This is a genomic window from Synechococcus sp. R3-13 (assembly GCF_047462195.1).
In the GTDB taxonomy this organism is placed as follows: domain Bacteria; phylum Cyanobacteriota; class Cyanobacteriia; order Thermostichales; family Thermostichaceae; genus Thermostichus.
The window spans coordinates 1,070-16,757 of the sequence record NZ_JANSIO010000223.1; the positions used below are offsets into that span (position 1 = coordinate 1,070).

The 15,688-nt window shown below is 58.8% G+C and carries 14 protein-coding genes, 1 tRNA gene and 1 pseudogene; 7 read left to right on the top strand and 9 right to left on the bottom strand.

Going from position 1 to position 15,688, the window contains the following annotated elements:
• A pseudogene (locus NW856_RS06960) lies at nucleotides 1-291 on the bottom strand (hypothetical protein); the annotation flags it as partial.
• A gap of 172 nt (nucleotides 292-463) precedes the next feature.
• On the opposite strand from NW856_RS06960, the gene minC reads away from it, so the two are divergent.
• The 4 genes from minC to NW856_RS06980 all read left to right on the top strand — a co-directional run bounded on the left by minC (nucleotide 464) and on the right by NW856_RS06980 (nucleotide 5,129).
• Nucleotides 464-1,198 carry a septum site-determining protein MinC gene (gene minC / locus NW856_RS06965; RefSeq protein ID WP_414399625.1) on the top strand — a complete coding sequence of 245 codons (735 nt, stop codon included), beginning with the start codon at nucleotides 464-466 and terminating at the stop codon, nucleotides 1,196-1,198.
• The gene (minD, locus tag NW856_RS06970) at nucleotides 1,195-2,001 is read left to right on the top strand and encodes a septum site-determining protein MinD (RefSeq protein WP_414399626.1); all 807 of its coding nucleotides are present in this window, start codon (nucleotides 1,195-1,197) and stop codon (nucleotides 1,999-2,001) included. Before minC ends, minD begins: the two co-directional genes overlap by 4 nt.
• Before the next feature lie 98 nt (nucleotides 2,002-2,099).
• Nucleotides 2,100-2,402 (top strand): cell division topological specificity factor MinE, encoded by a 303-nt coding sequence (gene minE / locus NW856_RS06975; RefSeq protein WP_011431985.1) that lies wholly within the window; start codon nucleotides 2,100-2,102, stop codon nucleotides 2,400-2,402.
• Between the two features lie 372 nt (nucleotides 2,403-2,774).
• Entirely contained in the window at nucleotides 2,775-5,129 is a 2,355-nt protein-coding gene (locus NW856_RS06980) for a cation:proton antiporter (RefSeq protein WP_414399627.1), read from the top strand.
• On the opposite strand, the gene NW856_RS06985 is transcribed toward NW856_RS06980, so the two are convergent.
• The 5 genes from NW856_RS06985 to NW856_RS07005 all read right to left on the bottom strand — a co-directional run bounded on the left by NW856_RS06985 (nucleotide 5,107) and on the right by NW856_RS07005 (nucleotide 9,994).
• Nucleotides 5,107-5,490 carry a gamma-glutamylcyclotransferase gene (locus NW856_RS06985; protein ID WP_414399628.1) on the bottom strand — a complete coding sequence of 128 codons (384 nt, stop codon included), beginning with the start codon at nucleotides 5,488-5,490 and terminating at the stop codon, nucleotides 5,107-5,109. The genes NW856_RS06980 and NW856_RS06985 overlap by 23 nt on opposite strands.
• 42 nt (nucleotides 5,491-5,532) lie before the next feature.
• Nucleotides 5,533-6,144: a glycerol-3-phosphate 1-O-acyltransferase PlsY gene (gene plsY / locus NW856_RS06990; RefSeq protein WP_414356184.1), complete on the bottom strand. Its 612-nt coding sequence runs from the start codon at nucleotides 6,142-6,144 to the stop codon at nucleotides 5,533-5,535.
• 202 nt (nucleotides 6,145-6,346) lie between these two features.
• Complete coding sequence (gene gyrB / locus NW856_RS06995) at nucleotides 6,347-8,275, bottom strand: DNA topoisomerase (ATP-hydrolyzing) subunit B (protein ID WP_414399629.1); 1,929 nt, start codon at nucleotides 8,273-8,275, stop codon at nucleotides 6,347-6,349.
• A gap of 201 nt (nucleotides 8,276-8,476) precedes the next feature.
• Nucleotides 8,477-9,016 (bottom strand): ribosome maturation factor RimM, encoded by a 540-nt coding sequence (gene rimM / locus NW856_RS07000; RefSeq protein ID WP_011431990.1) that lies wholly within the window; start codon nucleotides 9,014-9,016, stop codon nucleotides 8,477-8,479.
• A gap of 12 nt (nucleotides 9,017-9,028) precedes the next feature.
• Entirely contained in the window at nucleotides 9,029-9,994 is a 966-nt protein-coding gene (locus NW856_RS07005; RefSeq protein ID WP_414399630.1) for an SPFH domain-containing protein, read from the bottom strand.
• Between the two features lie 215 nt (nucleotides 9,995-10,209).
• Between NW856_RS07005 and NW856_RS07010 the strand changes: the two genes are divergently transcribed.
• From NW856_RS07010 to leuC, 3 genes are all read left to right on the top strand, one after another.
• On the top strand, nucleotides 10,210-11,232 hold the full coding sequence (locus NW856_RS07010) for an NAD(P)/FAD-dependent oxidoreductase (RefSeq protein WP_414399631.1): 1,023 nt from the start codon (nucleotides 10,210-10,212) through the stop codon (nucleotides 11,230-11,232).
• A gap of 70 nt (nucleotides 11,233-11,302) precedes the next feature.
• Nucleotides 11,303-12,403 carry a polysaccharide deacetylase family protein gene (locus NW856_RS07015; RefSeq protein ID WP_414399632.1) on the top strand — a complete coding sequence of 367 codons (1,101 nt, stop codon included), beginning with the start codon at nucleotides 11,303-11,305 and terminating at the stop codon, nucleotides 12,401-12,403.
• A 165-nt stretch (nucleotides 12,404-12,568) separates the two neighbouring features.
• Complete coding sequence (gene leuC, locus NW856_RS07020; protein WP_011431994.1) at nucleotides 12,569-13,972, top strand: 3-isopropylmalate dehydratase large subunit; 1,404 nt, start codon at nucleotides 12,569-12,571, stop codon at nucleotides 13,970-13,972.
• A gap of 18 nt (nucleotides 13,973-13,990) precedes the next feature.
• Here the strand turns inward: leuC and NW856_RS07025 are convergent.
• The 3 genes from NW856_RS07025 to NW856_RS07035 form a co-directional block, all read right to left on the bottom strand.
• Nucleotides 13,991-14,064: transfer RNA gene (locus NW856_RS07025), tRNA-Met, on the bottom strand.
• Nucleotides 14,065-14,112: 48 nt separating this feature from the next.
• Nucleotides 14,113-15,141: an XdhC family protein gene (locus tag NW856_RS07030; RefSeq protein WP_414399633.1), complete on the bottom strand. Its 1,029-nt coding sequence runs from the start codon at nucleotides 15,139-15,141 to the stop codon at nucleotides 14,113-14,115.
• Between the two features lie 55 nt (nucleotides 15,142-15,196).
• On the bottom strand, nucleotides 15,197-15,688 hold a 492-nt coding region (locus tag NW856_RS07035; protein ID WP_414399634.1), incomplete at its 5' end, for a serine hydrolase domain-containing protein.

Genomic DNA, 15,688 nt, shown 5'->3' on the forward strand with positions numbered 1-15,688 from the left:
CCTGTACCGCTTAGCGGTCAGAGTCGGGTAGTTTACTTGTCGATCGATCTGGCGGCCTAAGCTCACCTCTTGGGCATCGTTCAACTGGCTCACCTGCAGCCACTGAAGGCCATGAATCAGCAAACGGCCCAGATCTTGGGCATGGGCAGGGGATCCCATCCCAGATGCCGCAAGAATGCTGAGTAGGGCAATGGCGACCGGTCTCACCGCGCGAGAACTCCACCCCTTGGAGAGGAGAGGATCCTGTCCTGCTGGCGCGAGCAGCCTGAGGGTGTGGCGAGGTTTCAACATCAGGAATTGGCTCCATCAAGTACCCTCAAGTTAGCGATCCCGAAGCAAGATTGTCCTGCCACCCAAGCGAAACCGCTTTGCTATCAAGGGCAACCGCCGAGAGAGTTTCCCCTGGCTTGGGGGAATGGAATAGGATAGGGCTCTATATTCAGGCAGACGTTTAAGGGCGGTCATGACGGGATCCCCTACATGGAACCCTGAAATCTCCCCATCTCCAGACTCCTGGGCCACGGGCAGCGTTTACTTTCGGTCGGATGCACAAGGGATTCATCTGCACTTGCCCAGCACCTTGCCTTGGGAGGAGCTTTGGGAAAACCTGGTTTGGCAGTTGCGCAGCCGCAAACCCTACTGGGCCGGAGTCGCTCCCCTCACCCTCTGGAGCCAGCAGCGAGAGCTGGACATGCCCACCCTACAACTTCTTGCTGCCCTATTGTCTCAGCATGGACTGCAACTGTGGCGCGTTCAAACTCGATCCCGCTCGACAGCGATTGCAGCAGCGACGTTGGGGTATTCTGTGGAGCAATCTTCCCTTTTGGAGGCAGTTCCCCCTGCTCCCCCAGACACCACACCTCTGTACCTACGTTCGACGGTGCGCTCTGGCATGTCCGTGCGTCACAGGGGCTCGGTATTCCTGTTGGGGGATCTCAACCCCGGCGGCGAGATCGTTGCCGGAGGAGATATTTGGGTTTGGGGACGCTTGCGGGGCCTGGTTCACGCGGGGGCCGACGGCGACAAGGGAGCTGTAATTTTGGCTTTGCAGTTGGAGCCCACTCAGTTGCGCATTGCCGATCAAGTGGCCCGTCCGCCAGAAGGTGGATCCCTGCCCAACACCCCTGAAGTGGTTTACCTACAGGAAGATGTCATCTGCATCGCCAGCCTTCAAGATTTTCTGCGGAGAGGAGTATGAGCCGAGTCATCGTCATGACCTCTGGTAAAGGTGGAGTCGGCAAAACCACCGTGACGGCCAACCTGGGCACTGCCTTGGCGCGCTTGGGTCGCTCGGTGGTGGTGGTGGATGCAGACTTTGGCCTGCGCAACCTGGACTTGCTGCTGGGGCTGGAGAATCGGGTGGTGTACACGGCCCTAGAGGTGATTGCCGGGGAGTGCCGCCTCGAGCAGGCTTTGGTGAAAGACAAGCGCACCCCCCATCTCTCGCTGTTGCCGGCAGCCCAAACCCGCAACAAAACGTCGGTGCATCCGGATCAGATGCGCCAGTTAATCGAGAAGCTGGCCAGCAGCCATGACTATGTGCTGATCGATTGTCCTGCTGGGATCGAGCAGGGGTTTCGCAATGCCATCGCCGGAGCCAACGAGGCCATCATCATCACCACCCCAGAAGTGGCAGCGGTGCGGGATGCAGATCGCGTGGTGGGCCTGCTGGAAGCTGCACAGATTTCATCGACTCAGCTCATTGTCAACCGCCTGCGCCCGGACATGGTGGCAGCCGGCCAGATGATGTCGGTGGAAGATGTGGTGGAGGTGCTGGCCATCCCCTTGGTGGGTATCATTCCAGAAGACCGCGAGGTGATCGTCTCCACCAACAAAGGGGAGCCCCTGGTTCTCTCCGCCAATCCAACTCTGGCTGCTCAGGCCATCCAGCGCATTGCCCGACGGCTGGAAGGGGAAACAGTGGACTTCCCCAAGATGGCCAGTTTGGGCGAGTCCTTTTGGGAGCGGGCCAAACGGTTTTTAAACCAAAAGGTGCTCTGACAACTGTTTTGTCGTTTTTCCCCACTTTATCCAGATTGGAATGGCAATTTTGACCTGTTCACAACTTTCACAACTGAGTAACAAGGCCGGCAAAACCTATGCTCCTCGATTTTTTGGATCAGCTTTTTTCTCGGCACTCCGGCAACAGCCGCCAGCAAGCCAAGCAACGGTTGAAGCTGATCTTGGCCCATGACCGCGCTGATCTCACCCCGGCGGCACTGGAATCGATGCGCCTAGAGATTTTGGGGGTGGTGTCGCGCTATGTGGAGCTGGATTCAGAGGGGATGCAGTTTCATTTGGCTACGGAAGGGGGAACGACTGCTCTCATTGCCAATCTGCCCATCCGTCGCGTTAAGCCCTTAGAGACCGGTCTCAGCCGCTCAGAAGGCGAGAAAGCCTAGAAGGGGAGATTTCTGGCAGCATGTTAATTGGCCTTCATTCCAACAGGGCTCCCAATGCCAGAGTGGTCGTCAAGCTCGCTCTGTGATAGGTTGAGGTAAGTCGTGTGTACTGTAGCGAGAAGCAGGCTGAGTGTAGCTTTTGCAACTTCATGGGGCCGACACACATGAGTTAGCTCTGCGTGTTTGGGCTCATGAACTGCTGACGTGATGGGTAGAGCCACCTTGACGATTGGAGACTTTCCAGCAGTCTGTATTGGCGTTAGCGTTGCGGAGCAACAACGACGTTAACGATGGCAGCGACGAGATTGTTAGCGTTCAGTAGCTGGAAAGGTAAGGGCTCCGTCCCGCTATTGCGTTCGGTTAAGCCTCAATATGCAAGATTCATTTGAGCTGACGATCCTGTTTACGCTAGCCCTGGTGGCTGGGATCGCTGCTCAGGTGCTGGCCAATTTTGTCAAAGTGCCCAGCATTGTATTCCTGCTGCTGTTTGGCCTGTTGCTGGGGCCAGATGGTTTGGGCTGGGTTCATCCCCAAGTCATGGGATCCGGGCTGGAAGCGCTGGTGTCGTTGGCGGTGGCTCTGATCTTGTTTGAGGGGGGACTGAACCTGCGGCTGCAGCGTCTCAATCCGGTATCCGATAGCCTGCGCAATTTGGTTTTGTTGGGATCCCTGCTGACCCTGGTGGGGGGAGCGGCAGCAGCTCACTATCTGGGAGAGTTTCCCTGGCGGCTGGCCTTTTTATTTGGATCCCTGGTGGTGGTAACAGGGCCGACGGTGATCAACCCCATCTTGAAGCGGGTACGGGTCGATCCGGCAGTCAGCACCCTCCTGGAGGGAGAAGGGGTGCTCATCGATCCCATCGGGGCCATTCTGGCAGTGGTGGTGCTGCAGGTGGTGCTCTCCGGCCATCCCAGTTTTCTCATGGCCCTGGAACAGTTGTCCAGCCGTCTGGCCATCGGGTCGGCGGTGGGAGCGCTGGGGGGCTGGCTGATGGGATCCTTCCTGCTTTGGTCGCGGCAGTTTTTAACCGAGGAGCTGCGCAACTCGGTGGTGCTGGCGGGGGCCCTGGGGGTGTTTGCCTTGGCCCAGTCGCTGCGATCGGAGGCGGGGCTGATGGCAGTGGTGATGGCGGGCCTGGTGGTGCGGCAGAAGGCGGCCATTGCCGAGCGGGGTGTGCGGCAGTTTCACGGCCAGTTGGTGGTGTTGGCCATCTCTGTGATCTTTATCCTGCTGACTGCCACGCTCTCCCTCAAGGCGGTGTTTGCCCTGGGCTGGGGATCCCTGGCCACAGTGCTGTGTTTGATGCTGGTCATCCGCCCCTTGAGCGTGTGGCTGTGTACCTGGCGCAGCGACCTGAATTGGCGGCAGAAGCTGTTTGTGGCTTGGCTGGCTCCTCGGGGCATTGTGGCGGCTTCGGTAGCGTCCTTGTTTGCCATTTTGCTGACAGAACGGGGCATTACTGGGGGGGATGCCCTCAAGGCGCTGGTGTTTTTGACCATCTCGGTGACGGTGACGGTACAGGGGCTGACCGCGGCTTGGGTGGCCCGTTGGCTGGGTCTGGATCAGGGCAGTTCCACCATAATCATCGGCGATCATCCCCTCACCAACCAATTGGCCCAGTTGATGCGCTCGCTCAACCAGACGGTCGAGGTGATCCCGTTGGTTTCTGGGTCTTCCAAAAATGGGCACGGCAGCTACAAAGCTCCCCACCCAACAGACGGTAAGGACTCCATCCCGCCATCCCGTAAGTCCTCCACATCCCTGTCAGGAACGCCGAAGCGTCGTCCAGCAGATGGCTTGCCCCCACAACTTCATTCCTCTGACGGCAACGGCACCCACAAGTCTGCCCCAAGCCAGGAAGTCGGCAAGCCAGAAGCCATCCCCGGATCCCTGCAGGAAGCTGTACTGAACGAGTCTGCTTTGTTGAAGGCCGATATCGACCATGCGGAAACTCTGTTGATCCTGACTCTGGATCCGCAGGTGAACTGGGCCATTGCCGAGTTGATGGTGAAACTCTCGGTTTCGGCCACCATCTGGACGGTGTTGCTGCCGGATATGCCCATCTCAGAAGGGATCCGCACCTTGCAGCCTTCCTTCCCCCAACTGCAGCGCTGGGCCGGCTATCTGGAGGCCAACCGGGCTGAGCTGCGCTCGATCACCCTACCCACGTTGGCAGACCTGGGCCTGCCTCTCCCTTTATCGCTACGTGACGCTTCTGCGAATGCGGCCTCAACCCTGCCGGAGGCAGTGCGGAGCAGTAAAGCTGATGTCTTGACGGCTCAAGAGTCGTTCCCGACAGCGGTGCGGAGCGCTTTTTCAGCACCAGCGCTGCCCAATCCCTTCCTGGCCCAGATGGGACTGGAGGATCCCACCCTTGAACGGCTGCGGGATCAGTTTGCCTATCGAATCAAAGCCGATCTATGCCTGCCCTTGTTGTTGGTGCGCCCGCAGCGGCTGAGGAGCGGCTCATCTCGACCGGGTCGGCTCTTCTACCTGCCTGAGCCAGACATTTGGCGACGCGGGGATCGCATCTACTACCTGGAGCGCGTTTCCAGCCCTGTGGATGCCGGTGTTCTCTCCGCCAAAGAGCCTGATTCCCAAGAATGGGATCCGTCCGCAGCCGTTCACACTCGCGTTCGCGACAGCGGTGCGGAGCACAACAGTGGGATAGAGTCTTTGTTGCCGCCCCAGTATGTTGAGGGCGTCAAGCTCCACTTTGATCTCTAGCCAGCCAGTCTCTAGCCAGCCAGCGGCCACTGGGGATGAGGGAGCACCCTTGCACCTGCTCAGGCCGACCCAGATAAACCCAAGCAAAGGTGCCGCTATCCAGTTGCACCCACTGCCGTTCGTACACCCGCGGGTGGTCTTCCAGTTCGTCCAATCGGGGCAATAGACTCAAGGGGATGCGGTAGCACTCGCCGTAGAGCCGGTTTCGGCCACGAACTGCCATCGGGTAGGGGCCGAGACTGTAAAGATCAATGTGGTTGAGGCTGTCTGTCCCCAAAAATTCTGCCCCCTGCAGCAAGCTGTGGTATTGGCCGCCCCGCAGCAGGGATCCGTAGACAAAAACCACTGTGGTCGGTTGCATAGCGTTGCGGAGTAATACAGCTGCTTCACAGTGCCTTGAAAATTAGGGAGATTGCGTCCATTTTTGGCCAATGCGCGGCTCCGACCCGGCCAGTAGGCGCTCGATGTTGCGCCGATGAGCACCGATCACATACACCCCGCCCGCCAACGCAAACAACAAATAGGGCAAAGGTTGAGCTGTTGCCCACATCACCACCGGAGCCGCCACTGCCGCCAGCAGGGAGCTGAAGGAAACGATGCGGGTGAGGGCGAGCCCCAGCAGCCAGACGCCGAAAGTTGTCAGGGCTACTGGCCAAGCCATAGCCAACAAGATCCCCAGGCTGGTGGCCACCGATTTGCCCCCCCTGAAGCCCAGCCAGCAGGAACGGCTATGGCCGATCACTGCGAACAATGCCGCCAAAACCACCCACCACGCGGATCCCAAGGCCGATCCCAGAGCCACTGCTGCTGCCCCCTTGGCAGCATCCACCAGCAACACCAGCAGGGCGGGCCCCTTGCCCAACGTCCGCAACACATTGGTTGCTCCGGTAGAGCCGGATCCCTGTTGGCGAATATCGATGCCTCCCCACCAACGACCTACCCAGTAGCCGGTTGGAATGGATCCCAGGAGATAGCCCCCCAGCGCAGCGAGAAGAGCGGTAAGGAATGCAGGCATGGCAGGATCTGGAACGCTCTTCCCTCACTTTGCCACAGGGTCTGAGCTGCAGCCGGGATCTTGCCCCGTCCAGGAGCTTTTGGCTGTTTGCGGCCTCGTCTGCAGCACCGTTACGTTCGCGCCAGCGGTGCGGAGCACTTTCCCCCTGCCGTGGGCCCCGAAGAGGCGGGACAGAGTTCTCTCCACCCAATATCGAGAGTCGCTAAATATCGAGAGCCGCCAGATCCAAATGGGCACTGTGGGCCTCAATAAACTCCCGTCGGGGACCAACGGCATCTCCCATCAAGATGGTGAAAATGCGATCCGCCTCCACCGCATCTTCGATGGTGATTTGTTTGAGGGTGCGCGTTGCCGGGTTCATGGTGGTCTCCCAAAGTTGTTCAGGCATCATTTCCCCCAGACCCTTGAACCGTTGGATGGTGTACTTGGCGTTGGCAGGCAGCCCCCGCAGGATTTGGTCTTTCTCGGCGTCGCTGTAGCAGTAGCGAACATTGTTGCGACCCCACTCGATTTTGTAGAGCGGCGGACAGGCGATATAGACATAGCCCTGTTCCAGAAGCGCCTTTTGATAGCGGTAGAAAAAGGTCAGCAACAGGGTGCGAATGTGGCTACCGTCCACGTCAGCATCGGTCATGAGGATGATGCGGTGGTAGCGCAGTTGGCTGGGATCAAATTCATCCCCTTTCACCCCCAAACCCAGCGCTGTGATCATGGCCTGAATTTCGGCGTTTTTGTAGATCTTGGCGGGATCCGCCTTTTCAATGTTGAGGATCTTGCCGCGCAAGGGCAACACTGCCTGAAACTGCCGATCCCGACCTTGTTTGGCGCTGCCCCCTGCAGAGTCGCCTTCCACCAAATACACCTCAGACTCCGCCGGGTCGCGGCAACTGCAATCGGCCAACTTCCCCGGCAGCGTGGAAGATTCCAGGGCAGATTTGCGCCGCACCAATTCTCTGGCCCGCCGGGCTGCCTCGGCAGCATTGAAGGACTGGATGGCCTTATCGACGATCCCCCTGGCCACGTTGGGGTTGAATTCCAAGTACTCCGTGAGCGCCTCGGAGACGAGGGTTTGCACAATGCCCCGCACCTCGGTGTTGCCCAACTTGGTTTTGGTTTGCCCCTCAAACTCGGGGTTGGGCACCTTGACCGAGACGATGGCCGTCAACCCCTCGCGCACATTTTCTCCGGCCAGGTTGCTGTCGGAATCCTTCAGCTTGTTGAGTTTGCGGGCTTGGCTGTTGATGGTGAGGGTGAGAGAGGTTTTCAGGCCCTCCAGGTGGGTACCCCCTTCGTTGGTGCGAATGTTGTTGGCAAAGCCAATCAAAGTATCGGTGTACACATCCGAGCACCACTGCAGCGCCACTTCCACCTCCACCCCATCCCGCTCCCCTTGGATGTAGATAATGTCGGAGTGGATGGGCGTTTTTTCGTGGTTGATGAAGGCCACATATTCCTTGATGCCGCCTGCATATTGATAGGTTTCGCAGTGGGGCGGATCCCGCCGCAGATCGCTAAAGGTAATTTTCAAGCCGGCATTGAGGTAGGCCAACTCGCGAAAGCGGGCCGCCAGCAGGGCATAGTCAAACTCTCGCTCGGGAAAGATCAGCCCATCCGGCTTGAAGCGCACCTCTGTACCCCGCCGATTGGATCCCTTGGGTTGGGGTTCAGATTTCAGGGATCCCACCACCGCCCCGCGCTCGAACCGTTGAAAGTAAACCTTGCCCTCTCGCCAAACCGTCACCTCCACCCATTCGGAGAGGGCATTCACCACCGATACGCCCACCCCGTGCAGCCCGCCGGAGACCTTGTAGCCGCCACCGCCAAACTTGCCCCCCGCGTGCAGCACCGTCAGCACCGTAACCAGGGCCGACTGACCGGTTTTGGGGTGGATGTCCACCGGAATGCCACGGCCATTGTCCAAGACGGCTACCGAGCCGTCGGGATGCAGGCTGATCTGAATATCGTCGCAATAGCCGGCCAGGGCCTCATCCACAGAGTTGTCCACCACCTCGTACACCAAATGGTGCAACCCCTTCGGCCCGGTGGAGCCAATATACATGCCAGGCCGCTTGCGCACAGCCTCCAAGCCTTCCAAAACTTGGATCTGCTCTGCACCGTAGTTTTCCGTCATTCCCAACTCCAATCCCGAGGAAGGCTCCTGGCCAAGATCAACAGAAACCCAGAAAAATTGACCTTAAAGGCCAGGAATCAGCTTATCATCAAAAAACTGCCCCCATGATAGCACAAAAGGCTAGAACGGCCACACAGGCGCTTCTGAGGGCCAAGTTCAGGATGGGATGCAGGTACGGAAGTCAGGCTGTCTTGCCGAACTCTAACCCAGAAAGCTCTCCACCAGCCCCGGCGGCGGCTGCACGTGAAGCGCGCCTTTTTCCAAGTCCACGACAGGCACCAGGGCTTTCACAAAGGGGATCAACACCTGCCGATGGTCAGAGGTCGTTATCTCCAGCACATCCTGGCCGGCTGCCAAAATCCCCGAAACCTGTCCCAGCAGCTCCCCTTGGTGATAGACAGCCAAGCCGATGAGATCGCGGTAGTGGTACTCTTCCGGCTGCAAGGGCAAGCGGTGGGAAGCCGGTACCAGCAGCCTAGCCCCCACCCAGGTCTCAGCCACCGTTCGATTGGGGATCCCTTCCAGTCGCACCAAATAAAGACCCTTAGCTGGGAAAAACTGCCCCTCGATCAAGGGGTGCAGCAGGGGCTCGGGATCCGTATCCCGCTGCAACCAGCGCGGTCCGGGCTCTGTGAAGCGCTCTGGAAAATCCGACCAGCACCTAACCCGCAGCCAGCCCCGCAAGCCGTGGGCCGCCACCACCTGTCCCACCAGCAGCCAATCGGGATCCCGGGCCATCATGGTCGGTCAAACTCAGTCGAGCCGCGGAAAGTCCACTTCGGTTGGGAAAGAAGCCGGGGTGCGCAGCTTCTGAGAGGTCACTGTGCGAGAACCTTCCCCACCCTTAGCCACGTCCACCATGGAGAGCAGCCCTTGCAGGGTGCCAGGGATCGAATTGGGATCCATGAAGATTACCTTGGCGCTGGGACTGCTGCCTACCTTGAAGCCCATGTCGATATAGTTTTGCGCCATCAGGTATTGCAACGCATTGGCTGCCTCTGGATTCTCTTGCAAAGTGGCGGCAATGGTTTTGATGGCTTCAGCCGTGCCCTCAGCCAACAGCAGCCGCTCCCGTTTCTCCGCTTCTGCCCGCAATAGCTGCGCCCTGGCGGCCCCAGCCGCTTGGTTGATGCTGGCCTGCTGCTCCCCTTCTGATTTCAGAATAGCGGCCCGCTTCTCCCGCTCGGCAGCCATTTGTTTTTCCATCGAGTCTTGCACGGTTTTGGAGGGTTGAATGTCCCTGACTTCCACGCGGGTGATCTTGATCCCCCAGGGATCTGTGGCCTCGTCCAGCTCTGTCAAAAGGCGAGCGTTGATCTCGGCGCGGGAGGAAAAGGTTTGATCCAAATCCATACGGCCAATTTCGGCGCGCAAGGCCGTCAGCACCAGGTTAATCAAAGCCCGCTGCACATCCTCGACCGCATAGCGGGCCTTGATCATGTCGGTGATGCGCCAGTAGACCACCGCATCGGCCATCAAAGAGACGTTGTCGCTGGTGATGCACTGCTGAGGAGGCACGTCCAACACCTTCTCGCGGATGGTTTCCTGGAACACAATCCTATCGATAGGGGGAAGAATAAAGTGCAATCCTGGGGTCAGCTTGCGATGAAACCTGCCCAAACGCTCCACCAATGCCTCATACCCCTGGCTGATGATTTTGACCGAGTTGAACAGGTAGCCGATAAAGATCAGGGCAATGGCCGCTAAGATACCTGGCATAGGGCTTTTCTCCTAAGGGGGAGTTCAGTCCCCATTCTAGACGGTTGCTGGGACTGCTCCCTTAGCTCGATCACATCTATCACATCTCAACAGAAACGCGATGGACCAAGTATGATCTGCAGCTCTGCGGAACGTCTGGAGCTTCTTAAGATTTTTCAGGCCGCAACCGACAACTTGAGGCCACCCAGCAGAAGTCTGGTGAGGGGATCCCGTCTATGAAACTGAGCAGCAGGAATCTAGAGGTTGGTTTGAACAAAATCTATGACGTGATTGTGGCCGGAGGGGGAGCAGGGGGGTTGTCGGCGGCAATCTATCTAGCTCGTTATGGATTGAGTTGCCTGGTGGTGGAGAAGGGCAGAGGCCGTTCTTTTTGGATGCAGGATTTGCGCAATTATCTGGGATTGCCTCCGACCACTCCCGGACGAGAGCTGTTGCGACAGGGAACAGAGCACGCCCTCAGTTTAGGGGTAGATTACCTGCGCGGTTTTGTGGAAGATGCCACCGATGAGGGAGACCTCTTTGCGGTCAAAGTCAAGGTGGGAAAAATGAACAGCCTCTACCCCTTTTTTCGGAGCAAATATTTGATCGCGGCAACCGGCATTATGGACGAGCTGCCTCAGTTGTCGGATATGCAGAATGTTTACGACTACGCGGGCTATTCACTGCATGTCTGTATGATCTGCGATGGCTATGAAATGCGGGATCAAAAGTCAGTGTTGATCGTCAATTCGGAAGATCGGATCAATACAGCTTTTGTCCTCAACTGGTTTACACCCTATATCTCGGTGTTGACCCACGGCCTCTGCTCGGTCGGCCCCGACATGCGCAAAAAACTGGCGGATCATGGCTACCCCCTCTACGAATCTCCTATTCGCCGCTTTCTTGGAGAAAACCATCAATTGCAGGGTGTGGAGTTGGAAGATGGCACTTACATCGAAGCAACTACCGGCTTGGTGGCGATGGGCGCCAGATACCACAATGCCTATTTGAAAGGGATCCCCGGCTTGAAATGGCAAGGGGAAAACCTGTTGACCGACGAGTGGTGTCGCACTGCCCATCCGCGGCTGTTTGCGCTGGGCGATTTGAAGCAGGGCCTGAACCAGGTGGCGATTGCGGTTGCCGATGGTACCTTAGCTGCCACAGCCATTTGGCGGGACATCCGACGGGCCTCACCTGCACGTAAATGGGAAGAGCGCCTGCTCTCGCCACCCAGAAGCCCAGCAGGGCCTTCCGGTTAAATTGATGGGCTCTATTGAGCTCAGGTGGCTTCTGTCCTATAAAATTGGTTCCGAAGGATTAAGCCATTCCATGCACTCTCTGAAAGCGTTGAAAGCGTTGATATTTTGCCTAGCCTTCCTACTGGTTGGACTGATCTACTACTGCACGGTAGAGGCCCAGCCTCTTTTTGAGCTGAACCTGACGGCCACCTCGGAATACAACCTCATTCTCCCCATTGAAAGCATTCGGGTGGTGCGCGGCGCCAATCCCCAAGATTTGCTCATTTATTTATCAGCTCCTTCTGCAGCCTGGATCCATCAAGAAGAGGTGAACGGGCACTATTTGATTGACATCCCCTACGGAGTCATTACCCGTACAACAACCGTCGAGATTGCCTCGGATCTGCCCTATCGACTGAGCTGGGGCAACCAAAATGAGCAGACGGGGCGTTTACTGATTACCCCTGCTCCCGCTCATGTGCAGGTGTTTCTGCAGCATCGCTGGATCCCGGATCCCGACTTTCTCGATCCGGCGGAAAACAGCCAACCTTTGCAACTGCCCTTGGAAGAAATGCTGGGGCCTTTACTGGAGGTGCCGCCTCGTTCTGCCTTTCTGACCATTGATGATGGCCCCTGGCCCCAATCCACCCCCCGACTTTTACAGGTTTTGGATGATCTTCAGATCCCGGCCACTTTCTTTGTTATTGGCACCCACGTTTCCCGATTTCCAGAGTTGGCTCAATCGATTCAGGCCCATCACCACACCCTAGCCAATCATACTTTTACCCACGATTATCAACGTCTCTACGGAAGCAATGAGCTGTTTTATGCTGAGGTGGATCAGACAACCCAACTGCTCAAAGCGTTGAACTTGGATCCCCAACTGGTTGTTCGCCCACCGGGAGGTTTTCGCCTAGACTCTGCTTTGCGCCATTCTTTAGAGCAGGCAGGGTATCGCGTTCTTTACTGGAACATGAGCCCGGAAGATGCCTACGCCGGCCAAAGTGCAGCCCAACTTTTGGAGCGTGTTCGAGCCCAGTTGCCGGCGATCCAGGCTTCCGAGCGGCCCCTGGTTTTGCTGCTGCACGATCGCTGGCCCCACACTGCAGAGGCCCTGCCGGATATCGTCGCTGCCATTCAAGAGGCGGGCTATCGCTTTTTGCCTTGGCCGGCCTTCAGGGATCCCGTTTGAAGGGCGAGTTTCTCGTTGGCTGAGGCAGGGGTTTCCCGGTTTGAGGACTCAGATCCGCCTTCGCCCACCGGGATCGCATAGCGATAACGGCAGCCCGTACCTTGACAACCCTTTCCCCAAGTAGCACATTGAAAGTTTACAGGACTTGGCTGCGGGCCGAGGAAGATGAGCGAGAGGACATTATTCGATAAGGTGTGGGATGCCCATACGGTGCGGATTTTGCCCTCTGGGCAGACGCAGTTGTTCATCGGCCTGCACCTAATTCACGAGGTGACCAGTCCGCAGGCTTTTGCCATGCTGCGGGAGCGTCATCTGCCGGTTCTGTTTCCCGAGCGGACGGTGGCCACCGTGGATCACATCATTCCCACCGACAACCGGGCACGGCCTTTTGCGGATCCCTTGGCAGAGGAGATGATCCAGGAACTGGAGCGCAATTGCCGGCAATACGGCATCCGCTTCTACAACAGCGGCTCCGGTCGGCAGGGGATCGTGCATGTGATTGCCCCGGAGCAAGGGTTAACTCTGCCGGGGATGACCATCGCCTGTGGGGACAGCCACACCTCTACCCACGGGGCCTTTGGGGCCATTGCTTTTGGGATCGGCACCAGCCAGGTGCGAGACGTATTGGCCACCCAAACTTTGGCTTTGTCCAAGCTCAAGGTGCGCCGCATTGAGATCCACGGCAAGTTGGGGCCGGGAGTTTACGCTAAGGATGTAATTCTGCACATCATCCGCAAGCTGGGGGTCAAAGGCGGGGTGGGCTACGCCTACGAGTATGGGGGCAGCGCCATTGAAGCCATGAGCATGGAAGAGCGCATGACCCTCTGCAACATGTCCATCGAGGGAGGAGCCCGCTGTGGCTACGTCAACCCCGATGCGGTGACCTTTGAGTATTTGCGGGGGCGAGAGTTTGCCCCCCAGGGATCGGATTGGGAAGAGGCGGTAGCCTGGTGGAAAAGTCTGGCCAGCGACGGCAATGCCCGCTACGACGACGTGGTGGTCTTCCAGGCCGCAGACATTGCGCCGACGGTTACTTGGGGGATCACCCCCGGCCAAGGTATTGGGGTGGATGAGCGGATCCCTGCCCCAGAAGATCTGCCGGAAAGCGAGCGGGAACTGGCCAAAGAGGCCTATGCCTACATGGACTTGCAGCCGGGGGATCCCATTGTAGGGACACCGGTGGATGTCTGCTTCATCGGCAGTTGCACCAATGGCCGCTTGAGCGACCTGCGGGAGGCAGCCAAGATTGCTAAGGGGCGACGGGTGGCCCCAGGGGTGAAGGCGTTTGTGGTGCCCGGCTCAGAACGGGTAAAGCAGGAGGCAGAACAGGAGGGCCTGCGGGAGATCTTCGAGGCGGCGGGGTTTGAGTGGCGGGATCCCGGTTGCTCCATGTGTTTGGCGATGAACCCGGATCGGCTGGTGGGGCGCCAGATCAGCGCCTCTTCTTCCAACCGCAACTTTAAGGGCCGCCAGGGATCCCCCAGCGGGCGCACTCTGCTCATGAGCCCGGCTATGGTGGCCGCAGCGGCAGTCAGCGGCAAGGTGGTGGATGTGCGGACGCTGCTCTAAGCAACTGTCTCCTAGGTATAGCGGGGACTGGATTTGAACCAGTGACCTTCGGGTTATGAGCCCGACGAGCTACCAGGCTGCTCTACCCCGCGGCGCTTTTCTAGCCTAGCTTGTCCTCCGGCCAACCGGCAAGCCTACGCCTAAGTTTCGCCCTTTTGTGTGGGTATTGTCTTCGGGGATCCCCGTCGCACCTGGATGAGCTGGGCGGTGATGCTGATGGCAATCTCGGCGGGGGTTTCGGCGTGGATCTCCAGGCCAATGGGGGCAAAGAGCCGACTGAAGGCGGTCTCCGGGATCCCTTCCTGGGCCAGGGTTCGCAGTACGGTTTGTACCCGCTTGCGGCTGCCGATCATCCCCAGGTAGTGGGGGGTCAGGCCGGAGTGGTAGATGGCCCGCAGGATTTGGCAATCGAGGCTGTAGCTGCGGGTCACAAGAGCGATGTAGAGCTGCGGGATCCTGTGCAGATGGGGGATAAGTTGGGCAAAGGGTTCTGAGCACAGCCGCTCGGCAACGGGAAAGCGCTGAGGGGTTACCCAGTCCGGGCGATCGTCCTGAACCCAAATGCGAAAGCCGGCCAAATGGGCGATCTGGGCCAGGGACAGGCCGCAGTGGCCCGCTCCGACGATCAGCAGGGTGGGGGAAGGGAGGAGGGGCTCGACCCAGGATCCCGCGAGGAGCTGTGGGCGGGATGGCAGGGGGGCAAAGTGCTCCACATTGCTGTCGCCAAGCCTGAGGTAGGGGAACCCCTGGGGATCGAGGGGGGTGATCAGCCAAGCCCTTTGCCCTTGGGTCAGAGCCTGGAGGATCTGGGCCACCAACGTTTGGGCAAAGGATCCCTGCCATCGCTGTAGCCAAATGTGCATCCGTCCCCCGCAAACGCCCAGGGGAGGGCTGTTGAGGTCAAGGGAAACTTGCATCCCAGCCGGCGAGGACTCCCCATCGCCATCGCCAACGGGAACAGCGGTCTGCAAAAGGGTTTGCGCTCGGGCAATGACTTCCGCTTCGGCAGCCCCACCGCCAACAGTGCCCAACAGGGTGCCATCGGATCCCACAGCCAGTTTCGCCCCCGCCTGGCGAGGCACAGATCCCTGGGTGCGGATCACGGTGGCCACCACCAGCGGCCCGCGGGAGAGCATGTCTGCCAACTGTCGGTAAAAGGTCTCGTCCACCTCAGCCTCGGTTATGCCTACGGCACCCTAGCGGGAACGGTCAGGGACTCAATGATCAAGAAAGCCCCTCTAGGATGGCCTGATGGAAGGCAACCCGGAAAGCCTGGAATCCGTTCTCCTGCCGACCGTGGTAGACGGCGTTGGTGAGCAGCGTCACCACCAGCTCCCGCTCTGGATCGATCCACAGGGAGGTTCCGGTGAAGCCGGTGTGGCCGAAGGCGCTGGGGCTGAACGGGTAGCTGCTGGCCAAGGGATCCGGGGAGCGCAAGGCAAACCCCAAACCCCGGCGCTCGTGACAGCGGTGGGCATCCCCTTGCTGAGGCAACTGCTCGCGGGTCATTTCCCTCACCGTCTGCGGCTGCAACAGGGATCCCGTCAAAAAACTCTCCCCGAAAGCAGCTACTTCCTCTGCCGTGGCAAACAGTCCGGCATGGCCGGCGATCCCGCCCAGGCGGGCGGCATTTTCGTCGTGAACCTGCCCCTGTAGGCGGCGCTTTCGCCAAGGACACAGCTCGGTGGGGGCACAAGAGCCAGAGACAGGGGGTGG

Coding starts and splice junctions, on each gene's coding strand:
- minC (WP_414399625.1), top strand. CDS start 464: ATGACGGGATCCCCTACATGGAACCCTGAAATCTCCCCATCTCCAGAC.
- minD (WP_414399626.1), top strand. CDS start 1,195: ATGAGCCGAGTCATCGTCATGACCTCTGGTAAAGGTGGAGTCGGCAAA.
- minE (WP_011431985.1), top strand. CDS start 2,100: ATGCTCCTCGATTTTTTGGATCAGCTTTTTTCTCGGCACTCCGGCAAC.
- NW856_RS06980 (WP_414399627.1), top strand. CDS start 2,775: ATGCAAGATTCATTTGAGCTGACGATCCTGTTTACGCTAGCCCTGGTG.
- NW856_RS06985 (WP_414399628.1), bottom strand. CDS start 5,490: ATGCAACCGACCACAGTGGTTTTTGTCTACGGATCCCTGCTGCGGGGC.
- plsY (WP_414356184.1), bottom strand. CDS start 6,144: ATGCCTGCATTCCTTACCGCTCTTCTCGCTGCGCTGGGGGGCTATCTC.
- gyrB (WP_414399629.1), bottom strand. CDS start 8,275: ATGACGGAAAACTACGGTGCAGAGCAGATCCAAGTTTTGGAAGGCTTG.
- rimM (WP_011431990.1), bottom strand. CDS start 9,016: ATGATGGCCCGGGATCCCGATTGGCTGCTGGTGGGACAGGTGGTGGCG.
- NW856_RS07005 (WP_414399630.1), bottom strand. CDS start 9,994: ATGCCAGGTATCTTAGCGGCCATTGCCCTGATCTTTATCGGCTACCTG.
- NW856_RS07010 (WP_414399631.1), top strand. CDS start 10,210: ATGAAACTGAGCAGCAGGAATCTAGAGGTTGGTTTGAACAAAATCTAT.
- NW856_RS07015 (WP_414399632.1), top strand. CDS start 11,303: ATGCACTCTCTGAAAGCGTTGAAAGCGTTGATATTTTGCCTAGCCTTC.
- leuC (WP_011431994.1), top strand. CDS start 12,569: ATGAGCGAGAGGACATTATTCGATAAGGTGTGGGATGCCCATACGGTG.